This is a genomic window from Ancylobacter sp. IITR112, assembly GCF_041415945.1.
GTDB lineage: Bacteria > Pseudomonadota > Alphaproteobacteria > Rhizobiales > Xanthobacteraceae > Ancylobacter.
This window is the reverse complement of the sequence record NZ_JBGCUS010000001.1, coordinates 1,420,386-1,436,286: the sequence shown is the minus strand read 5'-3', so window position 1 is coordinate 1,436,286 and position 15,901 is coordinate 1,420,386. Positions and strand designations below refer to the sequence as shown.

Below are 15,901 nucleotides of genomic sequence, written 5' to 3'. Positions count from 1 at the left end.
GGACGCCCGCCGCCCAATGTCTCCCGCAAAACCATCGCCACCGATGGCGGCATCGCCGGGCTGTGGACCGAGGTCCCGGAACCGCTGACGCGCGCGCCGGCATCCTGAGCACGAAAGGACGGGACCGGCATGAGTGGGCTGGCGCCGTTTCTCTTTTGGCCACAGCAGCCTCTGGCCGGCGGGAAAAGTCGCGCCGATGCACAAAGGCCGCCCTCGCGGGCGGCCTTTGCTTCTGGTTGCAGCCTAGTCCGGGCAGCCTAGTCCGGTAAGCGTCGCTCAGAGGATGGAGAAGTCATCCGCGTCGAGCCGCGCCTTGGTGACACCTTCGAGCAGCACATTGTGGTCGCCGCTGTCGTCGAGCTGGATCACCACGCCGTCCTCGGTGTCGACCATCGCGGCGAGAACGTCGTCGAACGTGTCGAAGTCGAGGCCGATGAACTCGATCATGTCCTGCCCCGGGCGGAAGTCGACGATCGCGTCATTGCCGGAATTGGCCGCGAACACGAAAGTGTCGTTGCCGAGGCCGCCGCGCAGCACGTCGTCGCCGGCCCCGCCGATCAGCCGGTCATTGCCGAGCCCGCCATCGAGATCGTCGTCGCCTTCGCCGCCGTCCAGCGTGTCGTTGCCCAGCCCGCCCTTGAGCAGGTCGTCGCCGACCCCCCCCTTCAGCGTGTCGTTGCCGATGCCGCCATAGAGCGCGTCGTCGCCCTCGCCGCCATCCAGCGTGTCATTGCCGAGCCCGCCCTGCAGCGTGTCATTGCCGGCATCGCCCTTGAGGATGTCGTCGCCGAACCCGCCCTGCAGCGTGTCGTCTCCGTCACCGCCATCGAGCTGGTCGGCACGCATGCCGCCCCGGATGACATCGTCGCCGGCATCGCCGAAGATCTTGTTGGCCTGCATCAGGTTTCCGCGGAGCTGGTCGTCGCCGGCGGTGCCGAGCGTCCAGCCGTCATGCGGGTCGGAGGACCCGCCGGCCGGCTCGACTGTCACCGACACGGTCGCGGTGGAGGTGCCGCCATTGCCGTCGCTGACGGTGTAGCTGAACGTCGCCTCGCCGGTGAAGCCTTCCGCCGGGGTGAACACCACCTTGCCATCGACGAGGGCCACCGTGCCGCCCGTTCCCGACGCGACCGACTGGATGCTGAGCGTGTCGGCATCGGCGTCGGTGTCATTGGCGAGCAGCAGCGCCGCCGCCAGAGTCGCGGCCATCCCCGCTTTGGTGGAGAAGCCGCTGTCATTGGCGGCCACCGGCGCCCGGTTGGGCTGGGCGCGCACCGCGACGGTCACCGTCGCCGTGTCCGTCCCGCCCTTGCCGTCCGAGACCGTGTAGGTGAACGAAGCATCGCCGGTGAAGCCGGCCGCCGGGGTGAACACCACCTTGCCGTCGACCAGGGCGACGGTGCCGTGGCTCGCCTCCTGAACCGAGACGATCGACAGCGTGTCGCTTTCCGGATCGGCGTCATTGGCGAGCAGGCTGGCGAGAGAGGCCGTCACCGGCTTGTCCTGCAGGGCGTAGAGCCGGTCATCTTCCGCCGACGGGGTGCCGTTCGGGCGCGCCGCGACCGAAATGGCGACCGTCGCCGTATCCGTCCCTCCCTTGCCGTCCGAGACCGTGTAGGTGAAGGAGGCGCTTCCCGAGAAGCCGGCCGCCGGGATGAACAGCACATTGCCCGCATCGTCGAGAGTGGCCGTACCGCCCACCGCATTGCCAACTGCGACGATGGCGAGGGGGTCGGCATCGGCATCGCTGTCATTGGCCAGCAGCAGCGCCGCGCTGAGGATCAGCGCCTCGCCGCCGGTCGCGGTGAAGCCGGTGTCGGCGGCGGCATCGGGGGCGCTGTTGTCGCCGGGCTCGCCCGGCCCTACATCCGCCAGCGACACCACCGTCACATTGTCGAAGGAGACACCCGCGCTGTCCCAGGAGAACAGGCCAACCGTACCCTTGGTCTGAGCATGGTCCTCGATGGCATAGGCAAACAGCGCCTGGCCGTCGACACTGGCCTGGATCTTCCCGTCCTTCACCTCGACGCGCAGGTCGAACGCCTCGCCGGGCGTGTATTTGGCCGGGAACTGGTTCAGATACTTCTCGACGCCGTCCTTGACCTGGATGAGCTGGAACAGGCTGCCCGCGCCGTTGCTCGGGTTGCGGTCATAGTCGCCATTGGCGTCGAGTTCGAGCTTGTAATAATTGTTCTCGTCTTCGTAGTAGAACAGCAGGCCGAGCGCGCCATTGTCCGGCGTCTCGATGGTGGCCTCGACGGCGTAGTCGCTCCACTCCTTCGCCGCAGGGTCGTTATAGAGCGCATAGGTGCCTTTGCGCAGCACGTTGACGCCGTCGCCGAGCGGGCTCCAGCCGGTCTTCCAAGGATCGGAATTGGACGCCCCGTTCCAGGTGAGCTGGCGGCTCTTGATGTCGGTGAGCTGGACGAACTTGCCGTCCTGCAGTTCCCACTGCGAGGCGGTGCCGTCCGGGCCGATGCCGCCGGATTCGCCCTCATCGACGATGGTCCACCGCTCCAGCGAGGCGGCGGAGCCGAAATCTTCCGCCAGCAGCACCTTGCCGTCAGCGACGGCGTCGACCTGCACGGTATCGGTCGCGGTCTTGCCGTTGCTGTCGGTCACTGTCAGCTTCAGCGTCTGCTGTCCCGTGCCGAGCGTGGCCTGCGCCGTCTTGCCCTGGCCGATCACATTGCCCTCGGCATCGGTCCAGACATAGCTGACGATGTCGGAGAGGCCGTAGGTGCCTTCCGCGTCGAGCGCCACCGTCACCAGACCGTCAGCATCAAGGTCGAGCACCCGCACGTCGTCGCCGGCATGGGCGGTCAGCGCCACCTTGTTGACCGCCACATTGTCGAATTGCGAGCTGCGCTGGTTGTTGGAGTAGAGGCCGACCGTGCCGCCGGAGAGCGGAGCGGGGTCCACCACCGTGCCGAACATGCTGTGGCCGTCGAGGAAGACGTTGATCTCGCCATCCACCACCGCCACCTTCAGGTGGAAATCGCGGCTCCACGGCGTGCCGGCATGCTCGGTGGCGAGCACCGTCTCGGTGCCGCCGGAAACCTTGACCAGCGAGCGCGTGTTGGTCTCGGCGTCGAGCACGACCTTATAATGGTTCTGCTCGTCCTGATAATAGAAGACGACGCCGATGCCGTCATTGTCAGTGGTCTTGAGCGTCGCCTCGAATTCGTAGTTCGACCAGGACTTCGCCGCCGGCTCGCCCCAGAGCATGAGATTGTTGGCGCTGTCGGACTGCTCGAAGACGCGCCCTTCCAGCGCGTCCTGCCCCTCCGCGACCGTGTCGCGCGAATTCACCGTGCCCTTGACGATGAAGCCGCCGACGCCGGCGCCGATCGTGGTGGCCGCCACCTGGGCATTGCCGAAGTCATCCGCCATGGCGGGGGTGCTGAAGTCGATCTGAACCGAAAAATCGGTCGGCGCCTCGCTGACGATGCCGCCCGCTTTCACCCCGCCAAGTTCGGCGATTTCCTCGTCGGTGTAGACCTTGTCGGTGAACAGGAAGTGCGAAACATAGAGGTTCGAGGTTTCGCCATCCTCGTCGGTGAAAAGCAGAACGCCCTTGCTCATGTCGATCGTGTAGCGGTCATCATCCATCGACTGGGTGCCGACCTTCACGCCGTCGATATATTTCGAGATGGTGACGTTGTCGCCGGTGTCCTCGATCTTGAACACCACGCGCTGCCATTCGTCATATTTGAACGCGCCGGTGTAGACGCCGCCAATGCCGAGGCCGCCAGTGCCGTCGTCGCTGCTGCGCACGAACAGGTCGCCGTCACTGGTGTTGGTGAGGTCGGTCTGCAGGAAGGAGGTGTAGCCGCTGGCGCCTTCCGAGGGGATCAGCACGTCATAGACCAGCGTGTAGCTCGACACGAGGGTACCGGCCGGCAGCGCCGAAGTCGGGGTCAGCAGCAGGCCCTGGCTGCTGGCGAGCTTCGGGATATAGGTAACATCGGAGGCGCTGCCGCTGGCGGCGGGTATCTCCGGAACGTCGAAATTCTGGACCGAGTCGTAGCTGACGGCGAGATCGCCCTGCGCCGTCAGCGTGCCGGCGCCGAAGGTCGGAGCCGCGCTGCTGGCGTTGAAATCGAACTGCACGGAATTGGCGCTCGGCGCGGTGGCGACGATGCCGCCGGCCTTGGTGCCACCGAGTTCGGCGATTTCCGCCGCGGTGAACACCTTGTCGGTGACCAGGACGCTGGAGACAAAAAGCTCGTTGGTCTCGCCGTCATCATCGGCGAACAGCACGAGGCCCTTTTCCGGATCGAGCTTGTAGCGGTCGCCGCTCACCGTCTGGGTTCCGGCCAACACGCCGTCGATATATTTCGACAGCGCGATGGTTCCGTCGCCGTTCTGGCTGTAGGTCACGGCCACGCGGTGCCAGGCGTCATAGGTAAAGCTGCCCTTGTAGTCGCTGTTGGTGCCAAGCCCGGCAACGTCGCCGCTCTTCTTGAGGAACAGCTCGGCATCGGTATTCGAGCCGCCGCCGTCGATCTGCATCAGCGCAGTGTAGGTGCCGGCGCCCTCAGCCGGGACATAGATGTCCATCACAACGGAATAGGAGCCGAGCAGCGTGCCGCTGGCGGTGTCGAAATCGGCCGTGAGCTTAAGGCCCTGGGCCGAGGAAGCCTTGGGAACCCGGGCGAAATCCTCCGCCACCGGGGCCGCGCCCGGCAGATCGGCGATGCCGAATTCGGCGGTGGTGCCGTTGGAGAAGCCCTCCGGCGTGCCGGGGCGGGTCCAGCCTTCGGCATCGCCGTCATTGAAATTGTCGACCAGCAGCGTGTTGTCGTTGGAGACGACGATCAGCACATCGTCTGTCGAGACATGGCCAGCGCTGTCGGTAACCGTCAGCGTCAGGGCGTGATGGCCGGCGCCGAGTTCGAGCGTCGGGGTCGCCGTGGTGGCGAGGACATTGCCGTCGCGGTCGGTCCAGACATAGCTCAGGCCGGTGTCATTGTTCGGGTTGAGCGTCCAGTCGCCGTCGAGCGTGACCTGCGCCTTCTCCTCCCCGCTTGCGGCGGTGACGAACTGGTCGTTGCCGGCCTTGGCGATGGCGGGAACATCGGGGGTGCCGAGATCGACGCCGGTGATGGTTTCCTCATGGCCGCGATAGGGGCCGGTCAGGCCGTCGCGGTCGAGTTCGCCATCGCCGCGGACGCTGTCCATATAATCGTCCAGCGCCGAGAAATAGGTCGAGGTGTAGACCGCGTTATTGTCGGGGTCGATGGTGACGAGCCGGATGGCGCCATTGCCGCCCGCGCTGCCGGAACCCAAGCCGGCATCGCTGGTGATCTCGCTCGACACGCCGTTCTGGTAGTTCACCATCATCTGGTAGACGGGGTTGCCGAACTGGTCGTAGCTGACCAGCGTCTCGGCGGCGTCGCCGAAGATGTGGCCGGAGAAGGTGAAGGTGACGTTCGGATATTTCTGCACCAGTTCGCGGTACATCGTCTCGCCGTCGGTGGCGCTTTCCGGCGAATTGCCCAGCCCGTAATCATAGCCGGTGCCCTCGTCATAGAGCGGCGCGCCGGTGGCGTCGTGGCGCCCGGCCCAGGTCATGTAGGAATGGGTGGTGAGGATGACGCGGTGGTCGAGATTGTCCTCGATCACCTCGCCCGCCCAGCGCAGCACGTCCTCGCGCGCGCCGAATTCCAGGTTCAGCACCAGCCATTTGGTGCCGTCGGGCGCGGTGAAGGTGGAATAGGTGTTGTTGGCCAGCTCGGCTTCCTGGTCATAGGTGCCGCCGAAATTCTCGCCATTGGCCTCCTTCAGGTCGTCGACCGAGAAATAGTCGTTGATCCGGCTCGCCTCGAAGCTGCCGGACACGCCGTCATGGTTGCCGAGTGTCAGCCCATAGGGAATCTCGCCATCGAGGATGCTGAGCGCTTCCTTGGCATAGGCCCAATGGGTCGGGCTGTTCTCGGTGGTGATGTCGCCGACATGGGTGACGAAGGCGATATTGAGGCTGTCCTTGTTGTCGACCAGCCACTGGGTCATGCCCTTGAAGGTCTCGACGCCGGCCGCATTGGTGTAGTCCTGCGTGTCGGGCAGCACTGCGATGGTGTAGGCGTTCTCGCCGGTCACCCGCACCCGCACATTGTCGCTGACGCTGGAGCCGCTGGCATCGGTCGCGGTGATCGTCAGGTCGGTGTAGCTGAGCGTTTCCAGGAAATCTATGGTGAGCTTGCCATCGGCGATGGTCACATTTGCCACCGAGGGATCGCTGCTTTCGATCGTGAAGGTGAGGCCCTCGCCGGAGAAGACCTCGTTCAGATCAATCACGCGGTCTTCCGATCCACGCTTCGCCATGAAATCGAGAATGGGATTGGTGATGGTGGCCATGTGCCTCATTCCTGTTTGCCGGCTAGCCTTCAGGCCAGCATTCGCCGCCGCGCGGCTCGCTCATGCCGAAAGCGTGCTTTCAGCGGATGGCCGGCAGCAGTAAGTTCGGCACATGACAGGTTCTTAAAACCCGGGGCCCCGCATCCATCGCAAATAACAATGCCCCCTATGGAGAGAATCGACATGGTGATCCATCGTGAGGGCGCGGCGCGCACAAAGCTTAATTCCGAGCAAGCGAGAGGTAACACTAAACCTGTCATAATTCGGCATTTGAGCAGCCGCTAAACTGTCTTCCATCATGTATGAGTGCCCTGCCGACTCCTTGCCCACACAGCTTTCTCCGACCGCCGTTCGTGAGCGGGCCCAGGCGCCGCCGCGGGTGGCGGATGATGGCCTGTCGTCCGTGCGATGCGGGTGATCGCATGTCGGTTACCCAGCTTCGCGCCTTCCATTTCGTCGCCGCGGCCGGCAGCTATTCGCAGGCCGCGCGCAGCATGGCGGTCAGCCAGTCCACCCTGTCGGGACAGGTGCGGCAGTTGGAGGCGGCTTCCGGCATGGCGCTGTTCGAGCGCAAGGCGCGCGGCGTCGTCCTGACCCCGGACGGGGAGGCGCTCTACAAGGTGACCTCGCGCCTGTTCGCTGCGCTGGCGGAAGCGCGTACCCTGCTCAAGAGCCGCACCAATGAGGGCGGCCGGCTGCGCATCGCCGCCGACGGCGTCGTCCACTCGCTGCCGATCCTGCAGGCGCTGAAGCAGCGGCGACCCAAGCTGGTGTTCTCGCTGATCGTGCAGAATTCCGACAGCGTGATCGAGCAATTGCTGGAATACCGCGCCGATATCGGCATCACCGCGCAGTTTCCCACCGACCCGCGGCTGCATGTGCGCCCGCTCTCCTCGATGAGGATCGGGGTCTTCCTGCCCGAACGCCACCCCTGGACCGCGCGCACCGATCTGTGCCTTGCCGATCTCAGCGGCTGCGCCTTCGTCCTGCGCGAACGTGGCTCGCGCACCCGCGAGGTGTTCGAGCAGAATCTGGCGCTTCAGGACATCGCGCTCGGGCCGGTGCTGGAAGTGTCGACCCGCGAGGGCGTGCGCGAGGCGGTGGCGGCGGGCTTCGGTGCCGGTGTGGTGGCCGATCTCGAATTCGGCTTCGACTCGCGGCTGCGCTTCCTGCCGCTGCGCGACGCGCCGATCGCCATCGACGAATATCTCGTCTGTCTCGACGAGAGGCGCCGGCTGCCCATCGTGACGGAGTTCTTCGCCTGCGCCCTCGCGACCTTCACTCCTCCCGCATCGCCCGGGCGATCTGGTCCCGCAACGGCTTGACGAGATAGCTCAGCGCCGTGCGCTCGCCGGTGCGCAGATGCACCTCGGCCGGCATGCCGGGCATGAGCTGCAGCCCGCCCAGCCGGGCGAGTTGCTCCGCCGGCAGCACCACCTGCGCGACATAGAAGCTGCTGCCGGTCTTCTCGTCCTTTGTCAGGTCGGCGGCGATGCGCGCCACCGTTCCCGCCAGTTCCGGCGTGGTCTTCTGGCTGAAGGCGGAAAGCCTCACCATCGCTTCTTGGCCGATCGCCACCTGGTCGATATCGGCCGGGTTGACATGGATCTCGACCACCAGTCGGTCATGCTCGGGCACGATCAGCATGGCGGTTTCGCCGGGCGCGATCACCCCGCCGACCGTGTGGGTGGCGAGTTCATGCACCACCCCGGCGATCGGCGCGAGCAGTTCCACCCGGGTCAGCTTGTCCTGCGCAGCGATGCGGCGCTCCTGCAGCTCGGCCCATTTCGCCTCGATCTCGCGCAGTTCCTGGATCACCTCGGCGCGCATGTCCTGGTCGATCTGGATGATCTGCAGTTCCGTCTCGCTGGTTCGCCCGCGCGAGCGCGCAAGCTCGGCCTGGAGTTGGCCGCGCTCGCCCTCGATGCGAACCTTTTCCCGCTGCAGCGAGCGCAGCCGGGTCAGCGGCGTCAGGCCCTTGCCATGCAGTTCGGTCGCGCCGGCGATCTCCTCGGCGATATAGTCCAGTTCCGCGCTCTTGGCGGCGATCTGGGCGGCAAGGCCCTCGGCCTCGTCGGCGAGTTGGTCGATGCGCGCGCGCATCTGCGCCACCTGCCCTTCCCGCGCGGCACGGCGGGAGTTGAACAGGCTCACCTCGCCCTCGATAGCCCGGGCGGCGTTTTCGCCGGAAAGGCCGGCCGGCAGGCCGACGGGGGCGTCGACGGACGGGCGCGAATCGCGTTCCGCCTCCAGCCGGGCGCGGCGCGCGGCCAGTTCCACCAATTGGGTGTCGACCACCGCGAGATTGGCGCGGGTGACGGTATCGTCGAGGCGCAGCAGCACGTCGGACGCTTCCACCTTCTGGCCGTTGCGCACGAGGATGTCGCCGACCACGCCGCCTTCGGGGTGCTGAACGCGCTTGGCGTGGCTTTCCACCACCAGCGTGCCCGCGGCCAGCACCGCCCCGTTCAGCGCCGCGGTTGCCGCCCAGCCGCCGCAGCCGACCACGAGAAAGACCGCGACGATCAGGGCGAGCCGCAAATGCCGGTCGACGCCGTCATCGGCGGCGCTGGCTGCGGGGAAGAGACGCGCAAGCTGCGCGAGCCCGGCGCGCAGGCGGTCGAGAAATGTGTCGATCATGCCGCCACCGGGGTCTTGAGTACCTTGCCAAGAACCTGCTCCTTCGGACCGAAGGCCTGTTGCTGGCCGGCGTTCATCATCAGCACCAGGTCGACCGCCGCCAGAGCACTCGGCCGGTGGGCGACGACGATCACGACCCGCCGGGCCTCGCGCGCCCACATGATCGCCCGCGTCAGCGCGGCTTCGCCATCGGCGTCGAGATTGGAGTTCGGCTCGTCGAGCACGATGAGGAAGGGTTCACCATAGAGCGCCCGGGCCAGCGCCACGCGCTGGCGCTCGCCGCCGGAGAGCGCGACACCGCCCTCGCCCAGGCGCGTGTCGTAGCCATTCGGCAGACGCAGGATCAGCTCATGCACCCCCGCGCGCTGGGCGGCGGCGATGATGTCGGCGGGCGCGGCATCGCCACGGAAACGGGCGATGTTCTCCGCCACCGTGCCGTCGAACAGCTCGATGTCCTGCGGGAGATAGCCGATATGGGCGCCGAGCGCGTCACGGTCCCATTGCTCGATCGCCGCGCTGTCGAGGCGGACGCTGCCCTTGGAGCTGGGCCAGGCGCCGACCAGCCCGCGCGCGAGCGTCGACTTGCCCGAGCCGCTCGGGCCGATGACACCGACGGCGCTGCCCGCCTCCACTGCGAAAGCGAGGCCGGCAATGGTCGGGCGGCTCTGGCCCGGCGGAGCGACGGCGAGCCCGGCGACATCGAGCCGCGCCGTGGGTGCTGGCAGCGGCATGGTGGGGGGCGAGGGCGGGAATTCGGCGGAGAGCGCCGACAGCCGGTCATAGGACTGGCGGGCAGCGATGAAGCCGCGCCAGTTGGAAATGGCGAGTTCCACCGGCGCCAGCGCCCGCGAGGACAGGATGGAGGAAGCGATCATCGCGCCGGACGAGGCCTCGCCTTCGATGACCAGCCAGGCCCCGGCCGCCAGCATCAGCGACTGCAGCAGGAAGCGGAACACCTTGCTCAGCGCGGACAGGTCGCTCGCCACATTCACCGCGTGCTGGTTGTCACCGAGATAGGCGGCATGCGCCTCGAACCAGCGCGCCCGCATGGTTGCGGTCAGCCCCATCGCGGCGATGGTCTCGATATTGCGGCAATAGGATTCCGCCAGCCCGTTACGGGTGGAGGAGCGGCGGGCGGCGATGCGGGTCGGCGCGCGGGTGGCGATGTCGGTCACCAGCATGAAGGCGCAGAGCACAACGATGCCGGCGAGGCCGATCAGCCCGAACACCGGGTGGAACAGGAACAGCACGCCGAGATAAAGCGGCATCCATGGCAGGTCGAAAATGGCGACCGGCCCCTGCCCCGACAGGAACTGGCGCACCTGGTCGAGATCGCGCACCGGCTGCTGGCTGTTGCCGTCGCGCCCCCTCCTGAGCATGAGCGCGGACATGAGGTCGAAGGAGAGTGGGCGCAACCGGGCGTCGAGCCGCATGCCGAGGCCGACCAGCACCCGGGCCCGCAGCAGATCCAGCACGCCCTGAAACGCATAGAGCACGACGGCGAGCACCAGCAGCGCAACCAGCGTCGGGAGGCTTCGGCTCGCCAGCACGCGGTCATAGACCTGCAACATGAAGAATGGGCCGGTCAGCATCAGCAGGTTGATCACGCAGCTCAGCGCGCCGATGCCGATGAGCACGCTCCGGCAGGAGGCAAAGGCGGCGGCGACGGGGGAGGCGGCGGGTGCGGGCGCGGCTTTCATGGATATTGGGCTCTTTGGTCAAAAAATCAGACCGGCCGGGGAGCCAATCACCCGGCGTGCTTATTACAGCGCCCTGACAGCGGCGTGACGCTCGCCGCGGGATGCGCATTGCCCTAACCCATTACCGATTCATCATTTTCGCCGCCTCTTTGAACCCTGTCGGTGGCCAGATGCAGGCGGCGGGCGCGCGGAAAAGAACGGCCCCTGCCCAGGCTGTGGCGCTGACAAGGCCCTCGCGCTGCGGGCCGCCCGATCGCTCAATCAGCCAGTTCGGCTTCCTGCTGCAGGGCGGCGAGCAGCGACATGAAGCGCTCGCCCTGCACCAGAACATGAGCGCGAATGCAGGCCGCGGCCGCGGCGCCATCGCCGGCGAGCAGCGCCGCCAGAATCGCCTCGTGCTCGGCGAGCGAATTGGCGATGCGGCGCGGCACCTTCAATTGCAGGCGGCGATAGGGCTGCAAAGCGGTCTGCAGCCGCACCGCCTCGGCGCGCAGAACCCGGTTGCCGGTGGCGGCATAGATGGCGACATGGAAACGGGCATTGGCGGGATAATAGGCGTCGTCATCGCCGGCGGCGACAGCGGCCTGGCAGGCGATATGCGCCTCGGTGATCGCGGCGCGGTCCGTCGGCCCCAGACGCTGCGCCGCCAGCCGCGCGCAGGACGCTTCGATCTCCGCCATCAGTTCGAAGGATTCGACGAGTTCGCGCGGGCCGAGCAGCGTCACGAACGCGCCGCGCCGCGGGCGCATCTCGACAAGGCCGGAGGCGGCAAGCTGGATCAGCGCCTCGCGGATCGGGGTGCGCGATACGCCGAAGCGCTCGGCGAGGCTGACCTCGTCAAGCCTCTGCCCCGGCCGCAGCCGGCCGGCGACGATATCGTCCTCAAGGGCTTCGCGAAGCCTCGGCGTCTGTTCACCACGCACGGCTTACCTCCGCCGGCAGCAAGCCATTTTCCGTGCTGCAATGCAAGATCGGGTTTCTTGTATACTTGATGGTTGACGGACGATGCAAATCCGTCATCATCCCATAATGAGGCTGCGCTCCCGCGCGCTCATCCACAGTTCGTACCGCTGGATTGGCCATGGCATCGAACACCTCCTTCGTCGCAGACCTGCTCGCCTCCATAGCCGAGCGCGGGCGCACCCTGCTCGACCGCTCGCAGCGTGTGAGCGGCGCGACGCGGGTGGAGACGCTGGCCGAACGTTGCCAGACGCTGCTCTCCGGGCGCGGCGAGGCCTCCGGCGTCGCGCTCGCCGCCGACATTCTCGACCGCTACGCGCATATGAAGACCGGCGAGGCGATCGCGTTCTTCGAGGTGCTGGCGCAGAAATTCGGCCCCGATCCGGAGCGGCTCGCCGCGGCCATCGCGGCCTATGGCCAGGAAGGCACCGCTGCCGCCGCCGATCTGCACAGGGCCAGTGAGCCGCGCCGGCAGGAGCTTTTCCGCCGCTTCAATCTGGCGCCGGGCGGCACGCTCTCGCTGGTGCGGATGCGCGAGCGGCTTATGGAGGCCATGGTGCACCGGCGCGACCTTGCCGAGGTCGACCGCGATTTCGCGCATCTGTTCGCCTCCTGGTTCAACCGGGGCTTTCTGATGCTCCGGCGCATCGACTGGTCGACGCCGGCCAATGTGCTGGAAAAGATCATCCGCTATGAAGCCGTCCACGCCATCCGCGACTGGGACGATCTGCGCGCCCGCGTCGATAGCCCCGACCGGCGCTGCTACGCCTTCTTCCACCCCGCGCTGGTGGACGAGCCGCTGATCTTCGTCGAGGTCGCGCTGATGAAGGAGACGCCCGGCGGCATCGCCCCGATTCTCGACCCGGCCCGCCCGCTCCTGCGGCCGCAGGACGCCACGACGGCGGTGTTCTATTCCATTTCCAATTGCCAGAAGGGCCTCGCCGGCGTCTCGTTCGGCAATTTCCTCATCAAGCAGGTGCTGGAGGAAATTTCCCGCGAGTTGCCCGCGCTCACCACCTTCGTCACCCTGTCGCCGGTGCCCGGCTTCCGCAAATGGCTGGAGGCCGAGCGGCGGGCGGAACAGAGCCTCGTCCTCTCCGCCGCCGACCGCAAGGCGCTGGAGGTGCTCGACACCCCTGACTGGGCCGAACAGCCGGCCCGCCGCGAGGAGCTGGCGGGCGTGATCGCCCCCGTCGCCGCCTATTATTTCCTGGCCGCCCGCACCGCGAAGGGCGCGCCGGTCGATCCCGTCGCCCGCTTCCATCTCGGCAATGGCGCGCGGCTGGAGCGGATCAACCCGATGGGCGACCTCTCACCCAAGGGTATCGCCCAGGCGGCGGGGCTGATGGTCAATTACCGCTACACCCCCGCCGATATCGAGAAGAACCACGAAGCCTTCGCCGGAAAGGGCGAGATCGTCGCCAGCGCCCCGGTACGCAAGCTGCTGAAGGTCGATCCCGCCTCCCGCGCCCTTGTTCCCGTCACCTGAAAAGCATCATGTCCGACAACCATCTCTTCACCGCCCTTGCCGCCGCCATCCCCTCGCCCGACAAGCCCCTGGCCCTGCTGGCGGACGGTTCGGGCGTCACCTATGGCGAGCTTTTCGCCCTGTCCGCCCGGCTCGCCGGGCTGCTGGTCGCGCGCGGGGTGAAGCCGGGTGACCGGGTGGCGGTGCAGGTGGAGAAATCCCTGCCCGGCCTGGCGCTCTACCTGGCCACGGTGCGCGCGGGAGCGGTCTATCTGCCGCTCAACACTGCCTATACCGTCAACGAGGTGCGCTATTTCCTCGGCGATGCCGAGCCGACGCTGTTCGTCTGCCGGCCGGAAATCGCTGATGAGGGGCGGGCGCTGGCGCGCGAGCTTGGCGTCGCCGGCGTCGAGACGCTGGATGCGGACGGGGTGGGATCGCTGACGGACGCCGCCGCGTCCTTTCCCGCGACGTTCGCCGACGTGCCGCGGACGGCGGATGATCTGGCCGCCATCCTCTACACCTCGGGCACCACCGGCCGCGCCAAGGGGGCCATGCTCACCCATGGCAATTTGCTCTCCAACGCGCAGGTGCTGAAACAGTGCTGGCGGTTCACCCAGGCAGATGTGCTGATCCACGCCCTGCCGCTGTTCCACACCCACGGCCTGTTCGTGGCGGCGAACCTCGTTCTGCTGAGCGGGGCGTCGATGTTCTTCCGCGCCAAGTTCGACCCGCGCGAGGCCATCACCTTGATGGACCGCGCCACCTGCCTGATGGGCGTGCCCACTTTCTACACCCGCCTGCTCGACCAGCCGGGGCTGACGCGCGAGGCGACCGCGCATATGCGCCTGTTCGTCTCCGGCTCGGCGCCGCTGCTGGAGGAGACGCACCGGGCCTTCTACGAGCGCACCGGCCATGCCATCCTTGAACGCTACGGCATGACCGAGACCTGCATGAACACCTCCAACCCTTATGAGGGTGAGCGCCTCGCCGGCACGGTGGGCTTTCCGCTGCCGGGGGTGAGCGTGCGCATCACCGATCCGGCGACGGGGGCGGAACTGCCGGCCGGCGAGATCGGCATGGTGGAGGTCAAGGGCCCGAACGTCACCAAGGGCTATTGGCGCATGCCGGAAAAGACGGCGAGCGAGTTCCATGACGGGTTCTTCGTCACCGGCGATCTCGGCCGCATCGACGCCAAGGGCTATCTCAGCATTGTCGGGCGCGGCAAGGATCTCGTCATCTCCGGCGGATTCAACGTCTACCCCAAGGAAGTCGAGGGCGAGATCGACGCCATTGACGGCGTGGTGGAGAGTGCCGTCATCGGCGTGCCGCATCCCGATTTCGGCGAGGGCGTCACCGCCGTGGTGGTGGCGGACAAGACCACGCCGCTCACCGAGCAGTCCATCTTGCAGGCGCTTGAGGGCCGGCTGGCGAAGTTCAAGCAACCCAAGCGCGTGTTCTTTGTGGATGAACTGCCGCGCAACACCATGGGCAAGGTGCAGAAGAACGTCCTGCGTGACAGTTACAAGGACATTTTCCGCCGGAGCGCCTGAGCTGATCGACCATCGGTCGGCGCCCTGTACTCTGCGCCAAGGTGGCGGACCAACCGCCCCGGCGCACCCGCATCGAGGAAACGCCAACAGTCCGCCGGGAGGCGGCGACACGGAGGAAACCATGAACGCCACGCGACGCATCATGCGCGCCCTGACCCTTGGCTGCGCCCTCACACTCGCCGGAGGCATCGGCCTCGCGGTGCCCTCGCTCGCGCAGGACATCACCCTGCGCGCCTCGCACCAGTTCCCCGGCGGCAAGGGCGATCCGCGCGACGAGATGGTGCAGATGATCGCCCGCGATGTCGAGGCGGCCAATGTCGGGTTGAAGATCCAGGTCTTCCCGGGTTCCTCGCTGTTCAAGGCGAATGAGCAGTGGGGGGCCGTCACCAAGGGCCAGCTCGACATCACCTCCTTCCCGCTCGACTACGCCTCCGGCCGTGTGCCGCAGTTCTCGGCGACGCTGATGCCTGGGCTGGTGCGCAATTTCGACCGCGCCGAGCGCCTCAACGACTCGCCCTTCATGCAGGAGATCAAGGCGCTGATTGAAAAGAACGGCGCCATCGTCCTCGCCGATGCGTGGCTCTCCGGCGCCTTCGCCTCCAAGAAGGGCTGCATCACCGGCCCGGACAGCATCAAGGGTCAGGTGACCCGCGCCGCCGGCCCGGCCTTCGAGCAGATGCTGGCCGCCGCCGGCGCCTCCATTGCCTCCATGCCCTCATCGGAAATCTATTCCGGCATGCAGACCGGCGTGCTCGACGCCACCAATACCTCGTCGGAAAGCTTTGTCTCCTATCGCCTCTACGAGCAGGTCAAGTGCCTCACCGCGCCGGGCGAGAACGCCATCTGGTTCATGTATGAGCCGGTGCTGATGTCCAAGCAGTCCTTCGACCGCCTCAACTCGGCGCAGCAGAAGGCCCTTCTCGACGCCGGCAAGAAGGCGCAGGCCTGGTTCGCCGGCGAAGTGCGCAAGGGCGACCAGAAGCTGATCGACACCTACAAGAAGGCGGGCGTCGAGGTGGTGGAAATGTCCGCCGCCGATTACGACGCCTGGCTCAAGGTGGCGCAGGAAAGCTCCTACAAGAACTTCGCCGAGAAGGTGAAGGGCGGCGACGAACTGATCAAGAAGGCACTGGCGGTGCAGTAACCTGCCCGTCCCGCGGCCCTGGCCGGGCGCGCGGGACGTTGGCCTCCGACCTGCGACGGCGCGCCCCCGCGATGAG

General features: G+C 66.8%; 8 protein-coding genes. 4 read left to right on the top strand and 4 right to left on the bottom strand.

The features are described 5' to 3' along the window. Window positions 1-276 precede the first annotated feature (276 nt). Entirely contained in the window at window positions 277-6,360 is a 6,084-nt protein-coding gene (locus tag AAC979_RS06635) for a cadherin-like domain-containing protein (RefSeq protein WP_371346033.1), read from the bottom strand. A 422-nt stretch (window positions 6,361-6,782) separates the two neighbouring features. Here AAC979_RS06635 and AAC979_RS06630 point away from each other — a divergent pair, with 422 nt between their 5' ends. Beyond that, on the top strand, window positions 6,783-7,685 hold the full coding sequence (locus tag AAC979_RS06630) for a LysR family transcriptional regulator (protein WP_371346032.1): 903 nt from the start codon (window positions 6,783-6,785) through the stop codon (window positions 7,683-7,685). Here AAC979_RS06630 and AAC979_RS06625 read toward each other — a convergent pair. From AAC979_RS06625 to AAC979_RS06615, 3 genes are all read right to left on the bottom strand, one after another. Beyond that, window positions 7,639-9,000, bottom strand: a complete 1,362-nt coding sequence (locus tag AAC979_RS06625) for an HlyD family type I secretion periplasmic adaptor subunit (protein WP_371346031.1) — start codon at window positions 8,998-9,000, stop codon at window positions 7,639-7,641. The genes AAC979_RS06630 and AAC979_RS06625 overlap by 47 nt on opposite strands. Next, window positions 8,997-10,700 carry a type I secretion system permease/ATPase gene (locus AAC979_RS06620; protein ID WP_371346030.1) on the bottom strand — a complete coding sequence of 568 codons (1,704 nt, stop codon included), beginning with the start codon at window positions 10,698-10,700 and terminating at the stop codon, window positions 8,997-8,999. The genes AAC979_RS06625 and AAC979_RS06620 overlap by 4 nt, the downstream gene beginning before the upstream one ends. 257 nt (window positions 10,701-10,957) lie before the next feature. After that, window positions 10,958-11,623 carry a GntR family transcriptional regulator gene (locus AAC979_RS06615; RefSeq protein WP_371346029.1) on the bottom strand — a complete coding sequence of 222 codons (666 nt, stop codon included), beginning with the start codon at window positions 11,621-11,623 and terminating at the stop codon, window positions 10,958-10,960. A gap of 158 nt (window positions 11,624-11,781) precedes the next feature. Between AAC979_RS06615 and AAC979_RS06610 the strand changes: the two genes are divergently transcribed. The 3 genes from AAC979_RS06610 (at window position 11,782) to dctP (ending at window position 15,825) form a co-directional block, all read left to right on the top strand. Beyond that, entirely contained in the window at window positions 11,782-13,149 is a 1,368-nt protein-coding gene (locus AAC979_RS06610; RefSeq protein WP_371346028.1) for a malonyl-CoA decarboxylase, read from the top strand. Between the two features lie 8 nt (window positions 13,150-13,157). Beyond that, window positions 13,158-14,681, top strand: coding sequence for a malonyl-CoA synthase (locus AAC979_RS06605; protein ID WP_371346027.1), 1,524 nt, complete (start codon window positions 13,158-13,160; stop codon window positions 14,679-14,681). A gap of 121 nt (window positions 14,682-14,802) precedes the next feature. Continuing rightward, entirely contained in the window at window positions 14,803-15,825 is a 1,023-nt protein-coding gene (gene dctP, locus AAC979_RS06600; RefSeq protein ID WP_371346026.1) for a TRAP transporter substrate-binding protein DctP, read from the top strand. The last annotated feature ends 76 nt before the right edge of the window (window positions 15,826-15,901 follow it).

Bases quoted from the DNA above. Each gene is read 5' to 3' on its own strand.
- AAC979_RS06635 (WP_371346033.1), bottom strand. From the start codon at position 6,360: ATGGCCACCATCACCAATCCCATTCTCGATTTCATGGCGAAGCGTGGA.
- AAC979_RS06630 (WP_371346032.1), top strand. From the start codon at position 6,783: ATGTCGGTTACCCAGCTTCGCGCCTTCCATTTCGTCGCCGCGGCCGGC.
- AAC979_RS06625 (WP_371346031.1), bottom strand. From the start codon at position 9,000: ATGATCGACACATTTCTCGACCGCCTGCGCGCCGGGCTCGCGCAGCTT.
- AAC979_RS06620 (WP_371346030.1), bottom strand. From the start codon at position 10,700: ATGAAAGCCGCGCCCGCACCCGCCGCCTCCCCCGTCGCCGCCGCCTTT.
- AAC979_RS06610 (WP_371346028.1), top strand. From the start codon at position 11,782: ATGGCATCGAACACCTCCTTCGTCGCAGACCTGCTCGCCTCCATAGCC.
- AAC979_RS06605 (WP_371346027.1), top strand. From the start codon at position 13,158: ATGTCCGACAACCATCTCTTCACCGCCCTTGCCGCCGCCATCCCCTCG.
- dctP (WP_371346026.1), top strand. From the start codon at position 14,803: ATGAACGCCACGCGACGCATCATGCGCGCCCTGACCCTTGGCTGCGCC.